Raw genomic sequence first — 22,304 nt, 5'->3', positions numbered from 1 at the left:
CAGTGGTTCGCCCGGGAGAGCTCGGAGGGTCCGAGCGCGTTCGATGGCGTGAGCTGCAGAAGGCCGATCCCAGCCTTGACAACCCGTTCCTGTCGGTCGAGTTCGCGGTCGCGATGGACCGCCTGCGCGACTACGTGAGGGTCGCGGTCATCCACGACGGCCACGCCATCGCCGGATTCTTCCCGTTCGAGCGGCACAGCTTCGGCATCGGCAAGCCGCTCGGCGGCTTCCTGACCACCTGCCACGGGCTGATCTCCGTCCCCGAATTGAAGATCGACGCGAAGGGCCTGCTCCGGGCCTGCAAGCTCAGCGTGTTCGACTTCGACCACCTCGTCGCGGGGCAGCCCACGTTCGCCCCGTACGAGAACGACGTACGACCGGCGCCGGTCATGGACTTCACCCAGGGCTTCGACGCCTGGCTCGACCAGGTGAAGGCCAACTCGCCGAAGAACCTGAAGACGGTCCGCTACAAGGAGCGCAAGCTCGGCAGGGAGCAGGGCGGGCTGCGGTTCGCCTGGGACTCACCCGACCCCGAGGAGTTGCGCACACTGCTGGCCTGGAAATCGGACCAGTACCGGCGGACCGGCCGGGTCGACAGGTTCGCCCAGCCATGGATCGTGGAGCTGATCGACCTCATGCACGCCGAGAAGTCGGCCGACTTCTCCGGCGCGCTGACCATGCTCTACGCCGGCGACGTGCCGGTCGCGGGCCACTTCGGCCTGCGCACGGCCACCACGCTCGTCGGATGGTTCCCCGCCTACGACACGGAGTTCGCACGGTACTCCCCGGGCATCGTGCACCACCTCCAGATGGCCGAGGCGGCGGCTGCTGCCGGTCTGCACATGGTCGACATGGGCAAGGGCGGCAAGGAATACAAGGACTGGCTCAAGAGCGGTGTCCTGTACGTCGCCGAGGGCCGCGTGTCCAGACCGTCCGCCACTGCGGCGGTGCACTGGATGGGCAGAACTCCTCTCAACAAAGCCCGAACAATCGTCACCGACCGGCCGTCTCTCTATAAGGTGGCCGACCGCGTGTTGAAGGGCTTCGGCCGTGTGCGCACTTCCATGCAGCAGGAATCAGCGAACGCAGTCGTCAAAGAACCGACGGGCGCGCGCTGAGCGCTCCGCCACCCCCCTGCACAGCACCACCCCCCGGCACAGCACAGCACCCTCATTTCCACTCCACTGGACCCCTTGGTGCAGCGTTCGCCGCACCCGCCGTTCTCCCAGCACCCAGGACGGTCGCGGACGTTGCGTTGAGAAGGGTCCCGGAAGGATTTCCCCAACCATGAGTCCCGAGATAACGAAGGCCAACGGCAAGATCCAAGTCGCGCCCTTGCGATCTGTGCCTCCCATCGAGCGCTTCACGCCCGTCACGCCTCACCTGGCCATTTCTCCAACGGTGAGCGTCGTGGTGCCGGCGATGAACGAGGCCGAGAACCTCCCGCACGTGTTCGCCACACTGCCGCAGTGGATCGACGAGATCGTGCTCGTCGACGGCAACTCCGTCGACGACACGGTGGCGGTCGCCAGGCGGCTGCGGCCGAACGTGAAGATCGTCACGCAGACCGGCAAGGGCAAGGGCGACGCGCTGGCCGCCGGGTTCGCCGCCTGCACCGGCGACATCATCGTGATGATCGACGCCGACGGCTCCACCGACGGGCACGAGATCATCTCGTTCGTGGGCGCGCTGGTCACCGGCGCCGACTTCGTCAAGGGCTCGCGGTACGCCGCGGGCGGCGGCAGCGACGACCTGACCTTCAACCGCCGCTTCGGCAACAAGGTCCTCACCGGCATCGTGAACGTGATGTACGGCACCCAGTACACCGACCTGTGCTACGGCTACAACGCCTTCTGGGCCCGTCACCTCGACGTGCTCGACCTCGACTGCGACGGCTTCGAGGTCGAGACCCTGATGAACATCCGCGCCGCCAAGGCCGGGCTCAAGGTGCACGAGGTGCCGAGCCACGAGCGGTGCCGCATCCACGGCGAGAGCAACCTCCGAGCCGTGCGCGACGGCATCCGCGTGCTCAAGACCATCCTGCGCGAGTGGCGCCGCCAGCCCTCTCCGCCGCAGCCCAAGCCCGCCGCGGCTCCGACCGCGGACCGGGGTGTCGCTTAAAAGAGGCAAGCAGTGAACACGTCAGTCGTCATCTGCGTCTACACCGAGGAGCGCTGGGAGGACATCAGGCAGGCGGTCGAGTCGGTCGAGAACCAGCGACGCCGGCCGCACGAGCTGATCCTGGTCGTCGACCACAACCCGGAGCTGCTCCTGAAGCTCAAGCGCGCGTATCCACAGGCCATCGTGGTGGAGAACACGCACGAGCAGGGGCTGTCCGGCGGCAAGAACACCGGCGTGGCCACGGCCACCGGCGAGGTCGTCGCGTTCCTCGACGACGACGCGGTCGCCGATCCCGGCTGGCTGGAGGCTTTGGAGGAGGGCTTCCAGGAGCCGGGCGTCGTCGGCGTGGGCGGGCGCACCGACCCGTTGTGGGCGTCCGAGCGCAGGCCGCGATGGTTCCCGTACGAGTTCGACTGGACGGTGGGCTGCACCTACCGCGGCATGCCCGCGGTCAGGGCGCCGATCAGGAACGTGATGGGAGGCAACGCGGCCTTCCTGCGCGAGGTCGTGTCCGAGGTGGGCGGTTTCCACAGCGGCATCGGACGCAGCGTCCAGGGGCGCAAGAGCAGGCCGCTGGGCTGCGAGGAGACGGAGTTTTGCATCAGGTTGAGCCAGCGCAAACCAGGCTCGGTCATGCTGTTCGAACCCCGGGCGGTGATCGGGCACAAGGTGTCGCGGCAGCGCGAGGGGTTCGCCTACTTCAGGTCCAGGTGCTACGCGGAAGGGCTGTCGAAGGCCCTGGTGACACGGGAGGTCGGCACCCAGGACGGCCTGGCCAGCGAGCGGGCGCACGCGTTGAAGACGCTGCCGCTCGGCGCGCTCCGTGGTGTCGGCGAGGCGCTGCGGGGCGATGTGGGCGGGCTCGGCAGGGCCACCGCGATCGTGATCGGGCTGGCCTGGACCACCTGGGGGTACGTGGTCGGCTCCGCGCGCCTGAAGGGGGCGCGGTCATGATCCGGGTGCCCATCCTGATGTACCACTCGGTCACCGACCGGCCCAACGAGGAGACCAGGCCGCATTCGGTACGCCCCTCCGACCTGGCCGACCAGCTCGCCTACCTGTCGGAGAGCGGCTTCACCCCGATGACGCTCGGCGACCTGGTCGCGTCGCGGAACAAGAACACCGGCATGCCGTCCAAGCCCGTCGTGATCACTTTCGATGACGGATACGCCGACTTCCACTCGCACGCTCTGCCCCTGCTCGACCGCTACCGCTTCCCCGCCACGGTCTTCCTGACCAGCGGCTGGGTCGCCGACGCGGGCGACGACGCAGCGGGCAGGGCACTGGACGAGATGCTCACCTGGACCCAGGCCCGCGAGGCCTCCCAGACCGGCATCGAGATCGGCGGCCACAGCCACAGCCACCCCCAGCTCGACCAGCTCCGCACCGAGGACCTGCGGCAGGAGCTGCGCAGGAACAAGGGGCTGCTGGAGGAGAAGATCGGCGCGCCGGTCGCCACCATGGCCTACCCGTACGGGTACTCCAGCGCACGGGTCCGCCGTGAGGTGCGCAAGGCCGGGTACTTCGCGGCGTGCGCCGTGAACAACACGATCGCCGCCGACCGGCACGACATGCTGGCCATCCCGCGGCTGACGGTCGCCAGGCACACCACCATGAGCATGTTCAGGCGTGCCGTCGAGGGCAGCGCCGTACCCCTCATCTACCTGCGGGAGCGGGTCCTCACCAAGGGCTACGCGGTCGTCAGGCGCACCAGGTACGGCCTGCGGCGGGTGCGCGGAAATGTCTAGCATCTGGCGGCGGATCCTGCGCGACCTGCGTAACCCGCTGTTCCGCAACGGTTACGCGCTCATGGCCAACACGGCCGTTACGGCGACGCTCGGCATGGGGTACTGGCTGCTCGCGGCGCACTTCTTCACCCCGGAGGAGTTCGGCCGCGGCCAGGCGGTGATCACGCTGATGCGGCTGTTCGCGTCGCTGACCGCGCTGGGCTTCGTGGGCGCGCTGGCCCGCTTCCTGCCGGTGGCGGGCCGCCGCACGCCCGAGTTGATCCTGCGCGGGTACGGGCTGGCCGCCGCGACGGGCGGGGTGGCGGCGCTCGGCTTCCTGCTGACGCTGCCGCTGTGGGGCAAGACGTACTCGGTGCTCGGCGGTTTCGGGCCCGGGCTGTTCTTCCTCGGCTCCGTGCTGGTCTGGGCGGTCTTCACCCTGCAGGACGTGGTGCTGACCGGCCTGCGCAAGGCCACCTGGGTGCCGCTGAACAACCTGGTCTTCGGCGTGGTCAAGATGGGGCTGCTGGTCGCGATGGCCAGCGCGCTCCCCAACGGCGGCATCTTCGTCTCCTGGATGGTGCCGACGGCGCTCGCGCTGATCCCGGTGAACTGGCTGATCTTCGGCGTCGTCGTCCCCCGGCACGTGAAGCAGACCAAGGACGCGGTCGAGCCGCCGAGACTGCGCGAGGTGGGCCGCTTCCTGGCGGGCGACTTCCCCGGCACGCTGTCGATCCTGGCGATCGTCTACCTCGTGCCGGTGGTCGTGGCCACCCAGGTGGGCGAGGCCACGTTCGGCCGCTTCTCGATGGCGCACACGCTGGCCAGCATGATCGAACTGCTGGCGATGAACATGGCGGTGTCGCTGACCGTCGAGGGGGCCTTCGAGCGGTCGCAGCTGGCCGAGAACTGCCGCAGAGCGCTGCGGCGGGCCTTCATGATCATCGTGCCGATCATCGCGGTGGCGATCGCGGGGGCGCCGCTGATCCTGACCATCTTCGGCTCGGAGTTCGCCGACGAGGGGACGACGCTGCTGCGGCTCATGTCGCTGGCCGTGCTGCCGAGGGTGCTCATCGAGGTCTACCTGAGCGCGCTCCGGGCACAGAGCGAGGCCAGGAAGCTGGCCCTCGTCCAGATGGGGCTGGCGGGGCTGGTGCTCGTGTCGACCATCGCGTTGTTCCCGACCTTCGGGGTCAACGCGGTCGGGTACGGGCTACTGTTCAGCGAGCTGTTGGTAGCGCTTTTGATCTTCAGATCGCTACGCAAAATACTCAACTACCACCAAACCGGGCAGCCTAGCGTCGCTCAGGGGTCGCCTGGGGCCTCATGATGGTCAACGTGAGGCAACGGGACGGCGATGGCATGACAACGGGCATCAGCGGCTCCTCCGACCTTAAGGGGGGCATGGGGGAGGAATCAGGCGTGCCCTTCGATCCGGAGGCGACGGGAGTGATCCCCCGTCTGACGTTCGCCCCTGCCAAGGACAGCCCCGCCGACTCCCCCGACGAGCCGGACACCCCGGGCTCCGAGCCCTCCGGCGACCCGTCCGACACCGCCTCCGACCAGCCGCAGGCCGACGCCGACGAGAACCCCGACGAGGGAGCCGCCGACGAGCAGGGCGCCGACGAGCAGGGCGCTGACGAGCAGGGCGCTGACGAGCAGGGCGCTGACGACGCGAGCGACGCCGGCGACCCGGCGGGCCGCATCGACGCAGACGCCACCGCGACCGCGACCGAGGGCGACAACGGCGACGCGGCCGACAGCGGTGACGCGGACACGACGACGCAGATACGCCTCCCGAGGCTGGCTCCGCTGCACATCGGCAGCCCGCCCACGGCTGCCGAGGTCACGCACCCCGACAAGCCCGTCACCGAAACGCCCGGCGATCCGGACGAGACTCCTGCGCCGGGCGCACAGAGCCCGGCGTCCGAAGGGACGTCTGCCGGTGAGGCGGAGCGCCCCGACGGCGCGCCTGAGGACCTGTCCGCCGCAGGAACGCAGCCCTTCGCCATGGTGCCCCAGGGCGTGACTCCACCGGGCGCGCCTTCCTCGGACGCCACTCCCTCGGGCACGACCACCCCTGGCGCGACCGCCCCGGGTGCCACTACCCCGGGCGAGGCTCCGCAGGGCGCGGCCGCCTCGGAGGCGGTGAGCGAGAGGGGCGCGGCGGAGCTCCCGGAGGCGTCCGCGGCCGAGGTGACGGCCGCGGTCCGGCTGCCCGGCAAGGGGGCGCACACCGGGCCGCAGGCCCTCAAGGCGTCCCCGCCCACCGAGACACCCCCCACGGGCCCACAGGCCACCAAGAGGACGCCCGCGGAGGCCCCCGCCACCAAGGCGCCCTCCGCCGCCGCCGGGCCTGCCAAGGGGCCGCGGGCGCGGGGGCTGGCGGCGCTGCTGCAGAGCGCCCCCAAGTGGCTGCCCGTGCTGCTCACGCTCGAGGGCCTGATCATGTACGTCCTGGCGCTGAAGGCGGCGCCGGGTCCGCTGCGCGGGGTGAACCCGGCCGACATCAACGGCCTGGGCCTGATCGCGGCGCTGCCGCTGAGCGCGTTCGCGGCGATCCTGATCATGTTGGTGTCGTTCTTCGTCACCGTCGCCCAGAGAACCGACCGCAAGTTCCTGCTGCTGTTCCAGATCGCGGCCATCACGTTCGCCCTGCACGGCGCGGGAGCGCTGGTGGCGACCGAGCCGCGCTTCCCCACGGCGTACATTCACGCCGGTTTCGTGGAGTTCATCGGCAGAACCGGCGAGACGGCGATCAACATCGACGCCCGCATGGGCTGGCCGGGCTTCTTCGCGCTGTTCGCCTTCGTGACGAAGGCGGCGGGCATCTCCGACATGACGACGATCCTGCAGTGGACTCCGTTGCTGTCGAACCTGCTCTACCTGCTGCCGTTCGTGCTGATCCTGCGCCAGGTGGTGGCGACCACCCGGGCGCGCTGGTTCGCGGCGCTGCTGTTCGTGCTCGTGCAGTGGATCGGCCAGGACTACTTCTCGCCGCAGGGCTTCACCTTCGCCCTGTACCTGGCGTTCGTGGCGATCCTGCTGCGCTGGTTCGGACGCGTCGAGCCCCGCACCAAGCCGATCGCCCCGAAGGGCCTGCGCAAGTTGCTCGGCCGCCTGGACGCGATGACGCCCGGCGAACTGGCCAACACCGGCACGTTCCGGGCCGACAAGCTGCTGATGCTGCTCATGCTCATCGCGCTGTTCTTCGCGGCGACGGCCTCGCACCAGATCACCCCGTTCATGATGCTGGGCGTGGTGACGGCGTTCCTGCTGTTCAAGCGGACCTCGCTGACGTGGGCGCTGCCGTTCTTCTTCGGCCTGGTGGTGGCGGCCTGGATCAGCTACGAGACGGTGGGCTTCTGGGCCGGCCAGATCGACGCCATCTTCGGCGGCCTGGGCCGGATCCTCGACAACCTCCAGAGCAACACCGGCGACCGCATCGCGGGCAGCGACCCGGCGCACGCGCTGGTGCTGAAGGCGCGGCTGGGCATCCTGGTGGTGATCCTCGCGCTGGCCGCGACGGGCCTGTTGCGGCGGTTGCGGCGGGGGGTGTTCGACAGGGCGGCGCTGATCCTGCTCTGCGTGCCGGTGCTGGCGCTGGGGCTGCAGAGCTACGGCGGCGAGATCGGGCTGCGCATCTACATGTTCGCGCTGCCCGGCGCCTGCCTGCTGGCCGCGTACGCGTTCTTCCCGAACCTGCCCGCCGACAGCGCGGACGTCCGGGAGGAGACCGTCCCGATCCGCAAGCGGAACGTCCGCTTCGACCCGGAGTTGACCAAGCGGATCAGCGTCGTGCTCGCGGCCTGTTTCGCGGTGCTGTTCGCGATGGCCTTCCTGGTCGCCCGGTACGGCAACGAGAAGTTCGAGCGGGTGACGACCGGCGAGATCGCCGCGATGCACTACGTCTACCAGCACGACAAGCCGAGCGCCCGGGTGGTGTACCTGGTGCCGGAGGAGAGCCAGAACGTCACGCCCACGCTCCCGTGGGGCGAGCGGGACGTCGACCTGGTCAACTTCAACGGCCAGGCGCGTGTCTACAAGGACCCGACACAGATCTCCGGCGCGGTGGCCAAGCTGAAGGCGTCGCCGCGCAACACCTACCTCGCGGTCAGCCGCGGTCAGGTCAGCTACCTCCAGCTCAACGAGGGCTTCCCGGAAGACTGGGGCCCGAAGTTCAGGGCGGCGCTCGACGCCTCGCCGGACCTGAACAAGGTCTTCTCCAACGACGACGCGGCGCTGTACACGCTGAAGAAGTTCGTGAAGGGCACGGAGATCCCGGAACCGCAGCCGTACAAGGGCCGCGGCGACCCCACCTCACCGTGGACGCCGGTCGGCCTCGGCGCGCTCGCTGTCACCTGGGTGTCTCTGTTCGGTTACGAAGTGATCCGCCTCAACGGGCCGAATCGGGCTCCGCGCGCCAGAAAACGCCTGCTCTTCGTGGCAATTCCGGCCTTCGTGGTGGCCATAGCAGTGATCATCGAACGATTCGTGTACATCGCAGCAAATAACTAAATTCACAGGAAACTCTCAGTTTTTGCGGGATGATGTTCGCTGATGAGGACGCAGGAGACACATCACGCGATGAATGACGGCCGACTTGCGGCGTCCCGGATCACCTCCGTCGACGCTCTTCGCGGGTTCTCACTCCTGGGAATCCTCCTGGTGAACATCGCCTTCCTGGCCTCCGGTTACCGGATGGCCGGGATGGCGGAACCGGCGTTCAACTCATCGGCCGACTGGGTCGTCCGGTGGGGCGTCACCATGTTCTTCGAGAACAAGTTCTACCTGCTGTTCTCGTTCCTGTTCGGCTACAGCTTCACGTTGCAGCTCGACTCGGCGGTGCGGCAGGGCAGGGCGTTCGTCCCGATGTTCCTCCGGCGCCTGGGCGGGTTGTTCCTGATCGGCCTGGCGCACGCCGTGCTGCTGTTCCCCGGCGACATCCTGACCACGTACGCGGCGGTCGGGCTGGCGCTGCTGGTGCTGCGCCGGATCACTCCCAAGTCGGCCGTCGTGCTGGCGGTCGTCCTGACCTGTGTGCTGGCCCTGGGCTTCATGCTGCTGGCCCTGCTGGCGGTGCTGGGCCTGGACACGGCCGGCACGGTCTCGCACGGCGCCGTGGAGGCCGTCAAGGCGGACCAGGCGCTGGGTGGCTCGGCCGTCCAGATCGTGTCGGAGCACGTCCGCAAGCTGTCGCTGATCGTCGTGCTGCGGGTGCTCTTCCAGGGGCCCGCCGTGCTGGCCGCCTGCCTGATCGGGCTGGCCGTCGGCAAGCTGGGGGCGCTGCGCGACATCTCCGCACACACCTCGGCGCTGCGCAAGCTCCAGTGGGTCGGCTTCACGGTCGGGGCGGCGGGCGCGTTCGTCTACACGCAGTCGGCCTGGAACGGGACCGTGCACAAGTTCCTCGGCGAGGCGGTGGACCTGGTCACCGCGCCGCTCCTGGCGGCGGCGTACGCGGCGACGTTCCTGCGGCTGCTGCCGCACATGCCGCGCGTCGGCAGGCTGCTGGCGATGCCGGGGCGGATGGCGCTGTCGAACTATCTCGGGCAGTCGCTGATCTGCTGCCTGATCTTCACCGGGTACGGCCTGGCGCTCGTGGACCGAGTGGCCCCGCCCTGGCAGGTGCTGATCGCGTTGGGGGTCTTCGCCGTGCAGGTGCTCTACAGCCACTGGTGGCTGCGCGGGCACCGGTACGGGCCGGTGGAGTGGCTGCTGCGGTTCCTCACGTACTGGAACAAACCCGGCGCCGTGCACCGGGCCCGTCACACCTCGACCACCCCCTGACCGCGGCGGGCGGCCGGAGTGCCGTCTCAGCCGTCGCCGCGGCCGCTCCACTTGATCTCGTACGGCTTGAACGTGACCTGCTTGCCGTCGACGTCGGCGGTGACGGGAGCGTCAGAGGTGTTGACCATGACCATCTGGCGTTCCTGCGCCAGCACCTTGATCTTCGGGTTCGAGGACTGGACCTCGTCGAGCTTGACCCCTGCGGGGAACCACCGGGTGAAGCCGCTCAGCAGCCCCGCCATCGGCATCTCCTCGCCCCTGTCGGGGGTCCAGAGGCAGCCGCGGCAGTCGGCGCCGGACTTCTGCTGCGGGTTCCAGTACAGGGCCGTCGTCACGCCGCTCTTGGCGAACTCCATCAGGGTCGTGGCCTGGACCGCGGTGCGCTTCTCCTCGCTCCAGCCCGCGTTCTCGGGCTCGACGTACCACTCGGCCCACCACACGGGCATGTCGTTGGTCTTCTGCCTGAGCCAGGTGGTGATCGCGCTGAACTTGGCCTGCGCGCCGAAGTCGTCGGGGATGTTGGCCCGGTCGTTGGTCATCGAGGCGCCGTCGACGACGACGAAGTCGGCGCCCTTCTTGTGCTCGATCCAGTACTCGATCGCGTCGAGCGCGCGCTGGTCGACCGTGCCCCACGGGCCGCTCAGCTCGGACGCGGAGGCGCGCGCGTTGCTCTCGATCGGCATGTAGGGGCCGCCGACCTGGATGTCGCCGCTCACCTTCTTCAGGGCGTCGTACACCTTGTTGTACAGCTCGGTGTAGCCCTCGGCGTCCCAGCGACTGGTGGACGGGTCCCAGAAGCCCTTGAACTCGTTCCAGACCATGAAGTACTTGACGGTCGGGTACTGCCTGGCGACCTGGGCCGCCAGTTTGGCGTAGTCGTCGAAGTTCTCCCGTTTCGGGGCGACGGTGTCGTTCTTGCTCCAGTCGGTGCGCCCGGCCTGGCCGCCCTTCATCCAGTCGGGCGCGCAGCACAGCGTGATGACGGGGAGGGCCCGCGAGGACGACATGAACCGCAGCCGCCGGTCGAGGTCGCGGAAGTTGTACTGGCCGGGGCTCGGCTCGGGGTTGCCCACGCCCCAGCCCATGACGTGCTGGTTCTGCAGCATCGGGACGCGGGCCAGGATGTCGCTGGCGCGATCGGTGAGCTCGCGGGGGGTGTTGTCGGCGCTGTACTGGGTGTGGGTGACGCCCCAGCGCGGCCAGTTCTCCGTCTGGGGCGGCTGCCGCAGGCTGGGCGCGGGCTCGCTGGGCCCGACCTGGGCCACCTCGCCGCCCTTGTATCCGTCTCTGGAGCCGTCTCTCGAACCGACCCGGTTCCCGGCGTACACCATGATCGCGACGACGAGGGCCACGGCGAGGACGCCCGCGCCCACCGCGATCGGCCAGGGAGATCGTCTGCGCGTATGACGACCGTCGTTGGGAATCACGGGACGCTCCTTCACACGCGTGGACAAACGAAAGGCCGGGTTACAGAGCCCCGGCCTTTATAACGGTATCTGTCGGACTTGCAAATTACTTGCGGTCGTCAAGTAGCCGGCGGTCGTTGATGACCGGCCGGGCCGGGCACTCCGGCATAACGGTACGGCACCGGCTGCCTGCCTGGCTGGACGACGAGGAGGGTTCCTGGTTCCTCCGCGTAGAAGGCGGATTCGACCGCGGCGGCCACATCATCCGCCGAAAGCAGCGGGAATCCGGCGTTGACGAACACCTCCCGCGTGCCGGCCACGAGCGGGGTGTCGGTGAAGCCGGGGCAGACCGCGCCGATCCTGATGTTCTCCTTCGACAGCGGCACGGCCAGGGCCCTGACGAGCCCCACCACGGCGTGCTTGGTCATGGTGTAGATCGGGTCTCCGTCGAAGCCGACCAGCCCGGCCAGCGACGCGGTGACCACGATCGCGCCGCCGCCCGACCGCTTCAGCAGCGGCACCGCGGCCGTGACGCCGAAGACGACGCCGTCGACGTTGACGCCGAGCGTCTTGCGGTAACGCGCCAGGTCGAACGCGGCAAGGTCGACGCCGCTGGAGATCCCGGCGTTGAGGTGGACCAGGTCGAGGCGCCCGTGGGTCTGCTCGGCGAGGGCGACGGCCCGGTGGGAGGCCTCCTCGTCGCTGACGTCCGCGGCCAGCCACACGCCGCCGATCTCCTTGGCGACCCGCTCGACGCCCGCACCGTCGACGTCCACCAGGACGCACCTGGCGCCTCCGGCGGACAGCCTGCGGGCCACCGCGGCGCCGATGCCGCTCGCCGCTCCGGTGATCAGTGCAACGCTACTCACGAGTCCTCCTGGTCGAGCATGCGGTGGGCGCGGGCGATCAGGGTGGGGACGGCGGAGCCGATGTTCTCGAACCCCTCCCCCACGGTCTTACCCTGACGGAAGCGGGCGTGGATACCCTCCACGATGACCGCGAGCTTGAAGCCACCGAAAGCCACATAAAATCCAAGATCCGAAATATCGCGCCCGGATGCCTTTCCGTAGTGGGTGGCGAATTCGGCGGCGTTGAGGAAACCGGGAGCCAGAGTCACGTCCCCCGCCACCGGGATTCCGGCCCGCTCCTCGTCGCCGGGGTCCTGCCAGTAGGTCAGCGTGAGCCCGAGGTCGGCCAGCGGGTCGCCGAGCGTGGACATCTCCCAGTCGACCACCGCCAGGATCTCGGGCCGCGGCGCGAGCCGCACCAGGGTGTTGTCGAGCCGGTAGTCGCCGTGCACGAGCGTGCAGGCGGAGCCGGACGGCATGCGCGCGCGCAGCCTCGACACCAGCCGGTCGAACTCCGGCAGGTCGGCGGTCTTCGACCGCTCCCACTGCTGGCACCAGCGGTCGAGCTGCCTGGCCAGGTAACCCTCCGGGCGTCCGAAATCGGCCAGGCCGACCTCGCGGTAGTCGACGGCGTGGATGGCCGCCAGCACCTCGGAGAGCCGCTCGGACAGCCGCTTGGTGCTCTCGGCGCCGGGCTCGCCGAGCTCCTCCCTGGTGCGCACGGCCGCGCCGTCGACGTGGCCCATCAGGTAGAACGGCGCGCCGATGACGTCCTCGTCGGCGCAGAAGGCGACCGGCTCCGGGACCGGCACCGGCGTCGGGGCCAGCGCGGAGATGACCCGCCACTCGCGCCGCATGTCGTGCGCGGTCGGCAGGACGTGCCCGAGCGGCGGGCGGCGCAGCACCACCCGGCGGTCGCGGGCCTCCACGAGATAGGTCAGGTTCGACTTTCCGCCGGCGATCATCGAGACGGACAGGGGCTCGCCCGCGTCGGGCACGTGCGCACCCAGCCACGCGACCAGCCGTGGCCAGTCAATCCCAGGTACGGTCATGGACACACATTAGAACGACACTCGGTCCTGAAAGCTAGCTGAGAATTACGTAACAGTCCGAGGGGGTGGGAGCGATCACTGTTTAGATCCTTTAACCTGGGCGTATACGCCTCCGTGCATGCTTTCCTGAAAGTATGCTGACAGTAGGAGCCCATGCGCGTCACAGTCGTTCACCCCCGCGACCTTGGGAAACCTGAAGTGAGCCGATGGCGGGCACTGCAGGAGGCCGACGCGTCCTTCGACAATCCGTTCCTCTCGCCCGAGTTCACGCTCACGGTGGGCGAGCTGCGGGACATGGTCCGAGTCGGGGTCCTTTACGACGGCCCCGAGATCATCGGCTTCTTCCCCTTCGAACGACACCCGTTCGGCATCGGCAAACCGGTCGCGGCGGGGCTGACCGACGCGCAGGGCCTCGTCCACGTCAAGGACCTGGAGCTCGACCCGCGGCGGCTGATCAAGGACTGCGGGCTGTCGGTCTACGAGTTCGACCATCTCGTCTCCGGCCAGCCGCTGCTCTCCGAGCGGCACGAGCGCCACCCCTCGCCGGCCATCGACCTGCACGACGGCTACCCGGCGTACGCCGACTTCCTGCGCGAGCACTCCGGCAAGACCTACAAGTCCACGCTGGCCAAGTCCCGCAAGCTGCAGCGCGATATTGGACCGATCCGACACGACTACGCGACGACCGACCTCGAGCCGCTGCGCACGCTGCTCGGCTGGAAGACCGACCAGTACCGGCGCACGGGCCGCACCGACAGGTTCGCCCACCAGTGGATCGTCGAGCTGGTGGAGCGGCTGCTCGCCACGCAGACTCCGGGCTTCGCCGGAGTCCTCGACATGATCTACGTCGACGGCGAGCCGATGGCCGGGCACTTCGGTCTCCGCACCCGCACCACGCTGGCGGGCTGGTTCCCGGCGTACGACACGCAGTACGCCAAGTCCTCGCCCGGCCTCATCCACCACCTGGCGATGGCCGAGCGGGCCGCGGAGTCGGGCATCCAGATGATCGACATGGGCCGGGGCCAGAAGGAGTACAAGGAGAAGCTCAAGAACGCCGAGCTGCAGGTGGCCGAGGGCCGGGTGGCCAGGGTCAGGCCGTCGGCGGCGCTGCACTGGATGATGCGGGTGCCCGTCCGCAAGACGAGGGCCACGGTGCTGGCCAACCCGCTGCTGCACAGGACGGCCGACCGCGCGCTCAAGACGTTCGGGCGGCTGCGCAGCGCCTTCCAGTCGTGAGGCCGATCGCGGAGCGCACCGGGCGCCACTGCCTGACGCTCCCGTCCAACCGGCTCGGCCTGTACCTGGCGCTGCGCCACTGGTGCACGCCGGGGCAGCGGCTGCTCATGTCTCCCGTCTCGGCCGACGAGATCCTCTTCCTGGTGCTGGCGGCCGGGCTGCGCCCGGTGATCGCGCCGCTGTCGCGCCGCGACGGCAACATCGACGCGTCCCGGGTGAATCTCTCCGAGGTGGACGCCGTCCTGACGACCAACCTGTACGGGCTGCCGGACGACGTATCCGCCTACACCGGAAAGATCCTGATCGAGGATGTGGCGCACGCCCTCGAAACCACGCTCGGCGGGCGGCCCCTCGGCACGTTCGGCCAGGCCGGGGTCTTCAGCCTGTCCAAGCACCCGGGTGCCGGCTCCGGCGGGGTCCTGGCGGTGGCGGACCTGCCGGACCTGCGCGCCCTGGAACGCGCCCGCGACCAGCTGCTCGAACCCGGCGCGTTCCGCGCGGAGCTGGTCGGCGTGGCCGGCTCGATGGCCAGGCAGGCGGCGCTCAGCCTCAACCTGGTCCGCCCGGCGCTCAAGGTGATGCGCGCGCTGGGCATGCAGGAGGCCCGCGACGGCTACCGCATCGCGCTGCGCCGCGACGCGCTCGACGCCGCCACGAAGCAGGCGCCATCGCTGCCGCCGTTCGACCCCTGGGTCCGGGCCGACCTGCACGACTACCGCGCCCGCCGGGGGGCGCTCGCGACCTGGTACCAGTCCAGGCGGCTGGCCAAGGTTCCCCGCGTCCGCGAGCGCAGGCTGGCGGGCGTGCGGCGGCTGGCCGAGCTGCCCACGGTCGCCCAGGCGGTGCGCGACAACCTGGACCAGCCCCTGTTCCGCGTCCCCCTGCTGGTGCGCGACCGCGACGCGGCGATCGCCGAGCTGGAGCGCAACGGCGTCGCGACCGGCTACCTCTACGACCCGCCGTACGACGACTACGCCCCCGGCTACTGCGACGCCTCCCCTGATCCGGAGCCCGCCCGCTGGTGGGCGCGGCACGTCCTGCCGGTCGACCCGCTGTACGTCTCCCGCTCGCTGCCGGTGCTCCAGCGGCTGCTGCCCGCCTAACCCTCCGCCGGTGGCCCGGCGATCAGGTCGGCGAGGATCTGGCAGCCGCGCCGGACGTCCGCGAGCGACGCGGAACCGTACCCGATCACCAGGCCGTGCAGCCGTTCCCTGCTGTGGTGGTGGCGCTGGGCACTGTCGAGCAGGACGCCGCGCTCCCTGGCCCTGGCGACGACTCCCTGGACGGTGTCCGGCGGCAGCTCCGCCAGCACGTGCAGCCCGGCCGTGTCGCCACGCAGGCGGCAGACCGGGCCGAGCGTCTCGACGATCTGGGCGCGGCGACGGGCGTACTCCAGGCGCATCCTGCGCAGGTGCCGGTCGAGGTCGCCGCGTTCCAGCAGGGTCGCGACGGCTTGCTGGACGGGGCCGCTGGTACGGTCCGACACGCTCTCCCTGAGGGCGGCGATCCTGGCCAGCAGGTCGGGGGCGCCGACCAGCCAGCCGACGCCGACGTCCGGCCCGAGGGTCTTGGACAGGGTGCCGAGCAGCACCACCCGCGACGGGTCCAGGCCGTAGAGGGCGGGCAGCGGGGCCACGTCGTAGCGGAACTCGCCGTCGTAGTCGTCCTCCACGATCGTCGCGCCGGTGCGCCGGGCCCAGGCCAGCAGGCGTTCCCTGCGCGGGATCGGCAGCCTGCCTCCGAGCGGGTACTGGTGGGCGGGGGTCGTGTAGAGGACGCGGAGATCCTCCGGGAGCCCGTCGACGATCACGCCGTCCTCGTCCACCGGGCAGGGCACGACCCGCGCCCCCCTGGCCGCGAACACGGTGCGGGCCACGTGGTAGCCGGGGTCCTCGACGCCGGCCCGCCCGCCGCCCCCCAGCAGGGCGAGGGCGCACAGGTCCAGGCCGTTGCCGGTGCCCCTGGTGACCAGGACGTTCTCCGGGCCGACCGGCACGGCCCTGGCCCGGCGCAGGTGGTCGGCGAGCAGCTCCCTGAGGCGCGGCAGGCCGTACGGGTCGGACGTGCCCCTGAGAGGAAGGTCGCCGGCGCTGCGCCAGGCGCGTTTCCAGGCGGCCCTGTCGTAGTCGCGCACCCAGGGGGTGCCGGGGGTGAGGTCGATCAGGTCGCCCGGCGTCGCGGGACGCCGGTCCGCGTTCTCGTCCGGACGCCATGCGCCGGGAGACGTGCCGTCCGGATGCCAGGCCGCCCGGGGGGTTTCCCTGCGCGGGGTGTCGGAGGGGGCCACGAAGGTGCCCGAGCCGTGCCGTCCCTCCAGCCAGCCTTCCGCGTAGAGCTGCTGGTACGCCTCCGTGACCACGGTCCGGCTGACCACGAGCTGCGCCGCGAGGCCGCGCGATGACGGCAGCCGCTCCCCCGGCGCGAGAGTCCCCGCCAGCATGGCGTGCCGCAGCCAGTCCGTGAGCTGCGCCGAGAGTGGCGTGGACGACTCCCTCGACAGGGATACGGGCAGGTCGACGAGGGTACGCACGGAAGTGGTCTCCGGGAAGCGGTCGGTAGTGGCCCTATAGGATAAGTCCACTTTCGCACTAGCGTCGACGGCATGCTCTCCACCACACCCCGCACCACGCTCGGCCGCGAGAAGCACCGTGGCAGCACCGACAGGAACGACCTGTACGAGGTGCTCGACACCGGGCTCGTCTGCCACCTGGGCGTGGTGGTCGACGGCCATCCCATGGTGGTGCCGACGGGGTACGGCCGCATCGGCGACACCCTCTACCTGCACGGCTCCACGGGCGCCCAGTCGCTGCGCGCGGGCGGCGGCGCGGAGGTGTGCGTCACGGTCACCCACGTCGACGGCCTGGTGCTGGCCCGCTCGGTGTTCAACCACTCCTTCAACTACCGCTCGGCGATCATCTACGGCCACGCCAGGCTGGTGACGGACCCCGAGGAGCGGCTGGAGGGGCTCCGCGCCCTGACCGAGCAGCTCGCCCCCGGCCAGTGGGAGTACGTGCGCCAACCGTCGCGCAAGGAGCTGGCCGCGACGGCGGTGCTGGCCCTGTCGCTGGATGAGGCGTCCGTCAAGCTGCGGCGCGGCGGGCCCAACGACGAGGAGGAGGACTACGCGCTGCCCGTCTGGGCCGGGGTGCTGCCTCTGGTGACGGCCTGGGGCAAGCCGGTAGCGGACGAGATGCTCCCAGAAGGTATCGATGTACCTGTTCACATCAGCGGCCGGTAGTAGTTCCATAAATCAGGAGCCACCTGGCAAACCCGGCTGCTAGCTCACGCGTCTCATCAGGTGGGCCGACTCCTGATGGGGGATGCCATGGAGTGGAGCGCTCCCGGATACACCGAGGTCAAGCAGCTCGGATCGGGTGTCAGCGGTCGTGTCGTGCTGGCGGTGCACGACGAGACCGGGGTGAAGGTCGCCGTCAAATACCTCTCCGAGAGGATGCTGCGCGACCCGGTGGCGCTGTCGAGGTTCCAGTCGGAGGCCCGGCTGCTGACCACGTTACGGGACCAGAACATCGCCACGATGTGGGAGTACATCCAGACCCGCGACGGCGCGGCCATCGTGATGGAGCTGGTCAACGGCGTCTCGCTGCGCGCCCTGCTGCGCGAGAACGGCACGACGGGGCCGGAGGCGGCCCTGGTCGTGCTCAAGGGCTCGCTGCTCGGGCTGGCCAGGGCGCACCGCGCCGGCGTCGTCCACAAGGACTACAAGCCGGAGAACGTCGTCGTCAGGGACGACGGGGTCAGCAAGCTCGTCGACTTCGGCGTCGCCGTGCGGCAGGGTACGATCACGCACCCCGAGGGGACTCCCCCCTACATGGCCCCCGAGCTGTGGGAGGGACGGCCCGCCTCCCCTGCCACGGACGTGTACGCGGCCACGGTGACCTTCTTCGAGTGCCTGACCGGGCACCGCCCCTACCGCTCGACCGAGCCGAGCGTCCTCGGCTACCAGCACAAGCACGCCCCGATCCCGGTCCACGACGCGCCGGGGGCGGTGCGCGCGCTGATCCTGCGCGGACTGGCCAAGGACCCGGCGGCCCGGCCTGCCGGCGCCGACGCGTTCGTCCGCGAACTGGAGGAGACGGCCAGGGCCGCGTTCGGCGAGGACTGGGAGGAGCGCGGGAAACGGCGGCTGGTCGCGCTGGTGGCGCTGCTCGCCCTGCTGCTGCCCGTCCCCCAGACCCCGCCCGCGGAGGTCTCGACCAGCCTGGGACGCACGGTCTTCCGCAGGGTGCGGCGCAGGCGCTCGTCCAGCCATTCGGCAGGCCGCTCGGTGAGCCGTTCCATGGGCCGCTCAGTGGGCCGCTCGGTGGGACGGGCGGTCAGGCACCACGCCGTGCGCATGGCGATGGGCGTCACCCTGGCCGCGGCCGTGGCCATCGCCGCGGTCGTCGCGCTGTCGAGCAGGGAACGCGCCGCGACGCCGTTCGACGTGGCGGCGGCGGGACCTCCCACCTCGCAGGCCCCGGCCGAGCTGGCCTCGCCACCGCCTGAGACGCCGTCCGACATGGCGAGCCCCGAGGAGAGCCCGTCGGCCGAGCCCTCGGCCGTGGCGCCGCCCACCCGCACCAGGCGGCAGTCCGTCGTGCCGCCTCCGGCGACGCGCACGCCGAAGCCCACCGTCACGCCGGCGGTCACGAGGACCCCGACCAGGTCGGCCACTCCCAAGCCGACCCCGAAGGCGACCCCGAAGGCGACGCCCAAGCCGACGCCCAAGGCGACGCCCAAGGTGACACCCAAGCCGACGCCCAAGGTGACGCCCACCGTCACGCCGACGATCACGCAGACCGTGACGCCCACGCCGATCACCTCGGTCTCCGCGCTGAGCGTGGGCGGGCTCGCGGTCGACGGCGACTCCGTGGCCAGCGGGACGTTCTCCGTCCGCGCCACCGGCACCGCGCCCATCACCGCGACCGCGACCTGGGCCGTGGCGGGCGACACCGTCGCGACCCGGCGCCTCAGGCTCGGCGGCGCGCAGGCCTACACCCGCACGCTCACCCACGCCTTCGGCGAGCGTCCGTGTGGGCAGGACGTCACGCTGACGGTCACCACCACGCCCGCCGCCCCCGGCGGCGCCAGGACGGCCACCACCGCCGTGCCGCCCTGCCCGACGGAGGTGAGCGGGCTGCGGGTGGCGCTCCGCATGGACGCGCCGCCGGACGCTGACGCCCTGGCCCAGGTCGGCGTGGTCACCAGCGGCACTGGCGCGGTGCCCGTCGAGGTGTCGTTCCGCGTCAACGGAGACGAGGTCGGGACCCGTTCCGCCACCCTGTCCGGCCGGACGTCCTACAGCAGGCAGTTCAGCCAGGGCTTCAAGACCCGCCCGTGCGGCGCGACCGTGTCGGTCGTGGTGCGCGCGGGAGACAGGCAGGCCACCGCGCGGACCGAGGTCTCCTGCCCGCCCGGGGTGAAGCGGATCACGGTCACGCGGGCCTCGCTCAGCCCTCGCGGGGTCGCCTCCGCCGTGATCTCCGTCACCACGGACAACGAGCAGCCGGTCCGGCTGAACGTCTCGTTCTCCGTCGGCGGCAGGATCGCCGGCACCGAGACGTTCGAGCTGTCAGGACGGACGGAGTACTCCCAGGTGGTCAGCCACACCTTCGGCGAACTGCCCTGCGGCACGTCCTGGCTGGTGGAGGCGGCGAGCCGACCGCAGGCGGACAACGGCGGTGACAAGGGCGGCGGACGGACGCCTGACTGCCAGTCAGAGGAGCCGAAGACGCCGGCGCCGGAAACCCCCGGGACCATCGACTGACGACACATTTCCTGACTTGTCCGAACTGGTAGCGGGAAAAGGGTTGCCGCTGGTTAAGCTACGGTTCGTCTGATGAGGGTGGGGGCCCAGACGTCTCGCGAGGAGCACCTTATGGATGGGCAGTGGGGGGTTCCCGGCTACACGGAGGTCCGAGAGCTCGGCACCGGGGCCGGCGGCCGGGTGGTGCTCGCCCGGCGCGACCACGACGGCACCGAGGTCGCCATCAAGTACCTCTCCGACCGGCTGAGAATCGACGTGAGCTTCGTCGCCCGCTTCCGGCACGAGGCCCGCCTGCTCGGCACGCTGCGCACCCCGCACAACGCCCAGCTCATCGACTACGTCGAGAGCAGCGAGGGCGCGGCCATCGTCATGGAGCTGGTCAACGGGGTGTCGCTGCGGGAGATCCTGCGGTCCGAGGGGCCCACGGGGCCCGAAGCCGCGCTCGCGGTGCTCAAGGGCTCGCTGCAGGGCCTGGCCGCCGCGCACTCGATCGGCGTCGTGCACCGCGACTTCAAGCCCGAGAACGTGATGGTGCAGGACGACGGCGCTAGCAAGCTCGTCGACTTCGGCATCGCGGTCCGGGCGGGCGAGGGCGCGAGCGCCGCGGGCACCCCGCCCTACATGGCCCCCGAGCAGTGGTCGGGAGGCTCCGCCGCGCCCGCGACCGACGTCTACGCCGCCACCGTGGTCTTCTTCGAGTGCCTCACCGGCGCCCGTCCCTTCCGCGCGTCCAACGTCGCGGCGCTCGCCCGTCAGCACCACAGCACGCCGCCGCCGGTCCAGGAGGTGCCGGAGCCGCTGCAGGGGCTGGTCGAGCGCGGCCTGGCCAAGCACCCCGCCGACCGGCCGTCGTCCGCCGAGACGTTCCTGGCCGAGTTGGAAGAGGTCGCAGGCAGGGCGTACGGGGCCGACTGGGAGGAGCGCGGCCGCCACCGGCTGGCCAGGCTCGCGGGGCTGCTGCTCCTGCTCTTCCCCAGCGCGCCCGAGGCACCGGTCGAGGTGCAGACCTCGCTCGCGGAGACCACCTTCGCCGACCCTCCCGGGCTGCTGAGCAGGCTCCCGATGAAGATCCTGATCGGCACCGTCTCGCTGGGCGTGGTGATCGGCGTAGCCGTGGTGCTCGTGAACGCCATCGACGTCGACCCCGTCCTGCAGGCACAGACCTCGCAGGTGACGCCGAGCACGGCCGCGCCGGGAACCGAGCCTCCCGCCACCGAGGAGCCGTCCGACGAGCCGACGGAGCCGTCGGAGGACGACCCCACACCCACACCCACACCGGACAAGACGACACTGCAGCCGACACCGCGTACGACGCAGCCGGCCACCGCCGTCACCTCCTCTCCGAAGCCCGTCACCAAGTCGCCCACCCCCAAGCCGAGCAGGACCAGGACCGTCAGGCCCACCCCCACCCCGGTCAGGACGACCGTGAAGGCCACCCCCACGGAGTCGCCGGACCCTGAGCTCACCGGCAGGTCCGGGGTGGACAACACCGGGACGACCCCGCCCAGGCAGCCGTCCTCGCAGCCCACGACCGCGTCGCCGACCGTCAGGCCCACGCGTCCCGACACCCCGCCGCCCAGCTCCGAGCCGCCAGGCGGCGGTGAGACCCCGACGAACACCGGCAGGGTGCCCGGCGAGCCGACGCCCGCGCCCGAGATCGAGCAGCCGGGCAGCACCCCGGCGGCGCTGCTGGCGCTGGGCCTGGTGACGTCCGGCACGGTTCCGGTCACACTTGCGGTGAAACGCCGTATGGCGGGACGGCACCGGCGAAGGCGCTAGCAGCGCTAGGGGGCGGCGGCGATGAACAACGCGGGGAACAACGCGACCAACGGGATCGCCGGCTTCCGGCTCACCGAGCACACCTGGATCACCGAGCTGGGCAACTGGATCGACGCGATCTCGCCTGACGGCCGCCGGGCCGGAGCGCTGCTGTTCGACCCGAAGATCGTCGGGCTGCCGGGCGTGCGCGACCGGGTCGTGGCGGCGGTCATGACCGACCAGCGGCTCGTGCTCGGCGGGCTCGCGGGCTTGATCCCGGTGGCGGACGTGGTGGCGGCGGGCGAGCAGGTGTGGCTGCTCACCGCGCAGGCGGTCAGCCCGACCGTGTCGGACCTGCTGTCGGCCGGGCCGATCGACCCGGGCGGGGCGGCTGCGGTGCTGGCCGAGACGGCGCAGACGCTGCTCGCGCTGCACGCGGCGGGTGTCACGCACGGCTCGGTGCATCCGGGCACGGTGGTGGTCACGGCCGAGGGCGCATCCCTGCTCTCCGAGCGTGGCCTGGCGGACGCGCTCAGGGGGCAGGCGTCCATGCCGGAGCGGGACGCGGCGTCCTGGGCGGCGCTGGCACGCGGGCTGGC

The 22,304-nt window shown here is 70.7% G+C and carries 16 protein-coding genes and 1 pseudogene; 13 read left to right on the top strand and 4 right to left on the bottom strand.

Annotated features, from left to right (window positions below):
* The first annotated feature begins 2 nt into the window (after positions 1 to 2).
* From ABZ297_RS31990 to ABZ297_RS31960, 7 genes are all read left to right on the top strand, one after another.
* Positions 3 to 1,118, top strand: coding sequence for a GNAT family N-acetyltransferase (locus ABZ297_RS31990; protein WP_355353873.1), 1,116 nt, complete (start codon positions 3 to 5; stop codon positions 1,116 to 1,118).
* A 169-nt stretch (positions 1,119 to 1,287) separates the two neighbouring features.
* Complete coding sequence (locus ABZ297_RS31985; RefSeq protein ID WP_355353870.1) at positions 1,288 to 2,121, top strand: glycosyltransferase family 2 protein; 834 nt, start codon at positions 1,288 to 1,290, stop codon at positions 2,119 to 2,121.
* 12 nt (positions 2,122 to 2,133) lie between these two features.
* Positions 2,134 to 3,075, top strand: coding sequence for a glycosyltransferase family 2 protein (locus ABZ297_RS31980; protein WP_355353867.1), 942 nt, complete (start codon positions 2,134 to 2,136; stop codon positions 3,073 to 3,075).
* On the top strand, positions 3,072 to 3,869 hold the full coding sequence (locus tag ABZ297_RS31975; RefSeq protein ID WP_355353864.1) for a polysaccharide deacetylase family protein: 798 nt from the start codon (positions 3,072 to 3,074) through the stop codon (positions 3,867 to 3,869). Before ABZ297_RS31980 ends, ABZ297_RS31975 begins: the two co-directional genes overlap by 4 nt.
* The gene (locus ABZ297_RS31970; RefSeq protein WP_355353861.1) at positions 3,862 to 5,178 is read left to right on the top strand and encodes a polysaccharide biosynthesis C-terminal domain-containing protein; all 1,317 of its coding nucleotides are present in this window, start codon (positions 3,862 to 3,864) and stop codon (positions 5,176 to 5,178) included. The genes ABZ297_RS31975 and ABZ297_RS31970 overlap by 8 nt, the downstream gene beginning before the upstream one ends.
* 92 nt (positions 5,179 to 5,270) lie before the next feature.
* Positions 5,271 to 8,366: a hypothetical protein gene (locus ABZ297_RS31965; protein ID WP_355353858.1), complete on the top strand. Its 3,096-nt coding sequence runs from the start codon at positions 5,271 to 5,273 to the stop codon at positions 8,364 to 8,366.
* A 69-nt stretch (positions 8,367 to 8,435) separates the two neighbouring features.
* Complete coding sequence (locus ABZ297_RS31960) at positions 8,436 to 9,638, top strand: DUF418 domain-containing protein (RefSeq protein WP_355353855.1); 1,203 nt, start codon at positions 8,436 to 8,438, stop codon at positions 9,636 to 9,638.
* 26 nt (positions 9,639 to 9,664) lie between these two features.
* Here ABZ297_RS31960 and ABZ297_RS31955 read toward each other — a convergent pair whose 3' ends face one another.
* The 3 genes from ABZ297_RS31955 to ABZ297_RS31945 form a co-directional block, all read right to left on the bottom strand.
* A complete protein-coding gene (locus tag ABZ297_RS31955; protein ID WP_355353852.1) occupies positions 9,665 to 11,065 on the bottom strand; it encodes a xylan 1,4-beta-xylosidase in 1,401 nt (466 codons plus the stop codon).
* 98 nt (positions 11,066 to 11,163) lie between these two features.
* Positions 11,164 to 11,913, bottom strand: coding sequence for an SDR family oxidoreductase (locus ABZ297_RS31950; protein WP_355353849.1), 750 nt, complete (start codon positions 11,911 to 11,913; stop codon positions 11,164 to 11,166).
* The gene (locus tag ABZ297_RS31945) at positions 11,910 to 12,944 is read right to left on the bottom strand and encodes a phosphotransferase family protein (RefSeq protein ID WP_355353846.1); all 1,035 of its coding nucleotides are present in this window, start codon (positions 12,942 to 12,944) and stop codon (positions 11,910 to 11,912) included. Before ABZ297_RS31945 ends, ABZ297_RS31950 begins: the two co-directional genes overlap by 4 nt.
* 198 nt (positions 12,945 to 13,142) lie before the next feature.
* Between ABZ297_RS31945 and ABZ297_RS31940 the strand changes: the two genes are divergently transcribed.
* Entirely contained in the window at positions 13,143 to 14,180 is a 1,038-nt protein-coding gene (locus ABZ297_RS31940; RefSeq protein WP_355353843.1) for a GNAT family N-acetyltransferase, read from the top strand.
* Positions 14,177 to 15,283, top strand: a complete 1,107-nt coding sequence (locus ABZ297_RS31935) for a DegT/DnrJ/EryC1/StrS family aminotransferase (RefSeq protein ID WP_355353840.1) — start codon at positions 14,177 to 14,179, stop codon at positions 15,281 to 15,283. The genes ABZ297_RS31940 and ABZ297_RS31935 overlap by 4 nt, the downstream gene beginning before the upstream one ends.
* Here ABZ297_RS31935 and ABZ297_RS31930 read toward each other — a convergent pair.
* The gene (locus ABZ297_RS31930) at positions 15,280 to 16,710 is read right to left on the bottom strand and encodes a PLP-dependent aminotransferase family protein (RefSeq protein ID WP_355353837.1); all 1,431 of its coding nucleotides are present in this window, start codon (positions 16,708 to 16,710) and stop codon (positions 15,280 to 15,282) included. The two genes, ABZ297_RS31935 and ABZ297_RS31930, sit on opposite strands and share 4 nt — an antisense overlap.
* Before the next feature lie 72 nt (positions 16,711 to 16,782).
* Here ABZ297_RS31930 and ABZ297_RS31925 point away from each other — a divergent pair, with 72 nt between their 5' ends.
* From ABZ297_RS31925 to ABZ297_RS31910, 4 genes and pseudogenes are all read left to right on the top strand, one after another.
* Entirely contained in the window at positions 16,783 to 17,418 is a 636-nt protein-coding gene (locus tag ABZ297_RS31925) for a pyridoxamine 5'-phosphate oxidase family protein (protein WP_355353834.1), read from the top strand.
* Between the two features lie 75 nt (positions 17,419 to 17,493).
* On the top strand, positions 17,494 to 19,947 hold the full coding sequence (locus ABZ297_RS31920; RefSeq protein WP_355353831.1) for a protein kinase: 2,454 nt from the start codon (positions 17,494 to 17,496) through the stop codon (positions 19,945 to 19,947).
* A gap of 111 nt (positions 19,948 to 20,058) precedes the next feature.
* Positions 20,059 to 21,726 (top strand): protein kinase, encoded by a 1,668-nt coding sequence (locus tag ABZ297_RS31915; protein ID WP_355353828.1) that lies wholly within the window; start codon positions 20,059 to 20,061, stop codon positions 21,724 to 21,726.
* 21 nt (positions 21,727 to 21,747) lie between these two features.
* Positions 21,748 to 22,304 (top strand): annotated as a pseudogene (locus ABZ297_RS31910) (hypothetical protein); the annotation flags it as partial.

It is taken from the genome of Nonomuraea sp. NPDC005983, from assembly GCF_040614375.1.
In the GTDB taxonomy this organism is placed as follows: Bacteria; Actinomycetota; Actinomycetes; order Streptosporangiales; family Streptosporangiaceae; genus Nonomuraea.
This window is presented reverse-complemented; position numbering and strand designations above follow the sequence as displayed.

Coding starts and splice junctions, on each gene's coding strand:
- ABZ297_RS31925 (WP_355353834.1), top strand. CDS start 16,783: ATGCTCTCCACCACACCCCGCACCACGCTCGGCCGCGAGAAGCACCGT.
- ABZ297_RS31915 (WP_355353828.1), top strand. CDS start 20,059: ATGGATGGGCAGTGGGGGGTTCCCGGCTACACGGAGGTCCGAGAGCTC.
- ABZ297_RS31945 (WP_355353846.1), bottom strand. CDS start 12,944: ATGACCGTACCTGGGATTGACTGGCCACGGCTGGTCGCGTGGCTGGGT.
- ABZ297_RS31975 (WP_355353864.1), top strand. CDS start 3,072: ATGATCCGGGTGCCCATCCTGATGTACCACTCGGTCACCGACCGGCCC.
- ABZ297_RS31985 (WP_355353870.1), top strand. CDS start 1,288: ATGAGTCCCGAGATAACGAAGGCCAACGGCAAGATCCAAGTCGCGCCC.
- ABZ297_RS31970 (WP_355353861.1), top strand. CDS start 3,862: ATGTCTAGCATCTGGCGGCGGATCCTGCGCGACCTGCGTAACCCGCTG.
- ABZ297_RS31960 (WP_355353855.1), top strand. CDS start 8,436: ATGAATGACGGCCGACTTGCGGCGTCCCGGATCACCTCCGTCGACGCT.
- ABZ297_RS31920 (WP_355353831.1), top strand. CDS start 17,494: ATGGGGGATGCCATGGAGTGGAGCGCTCCCGGATACACCGAGGTCAAG.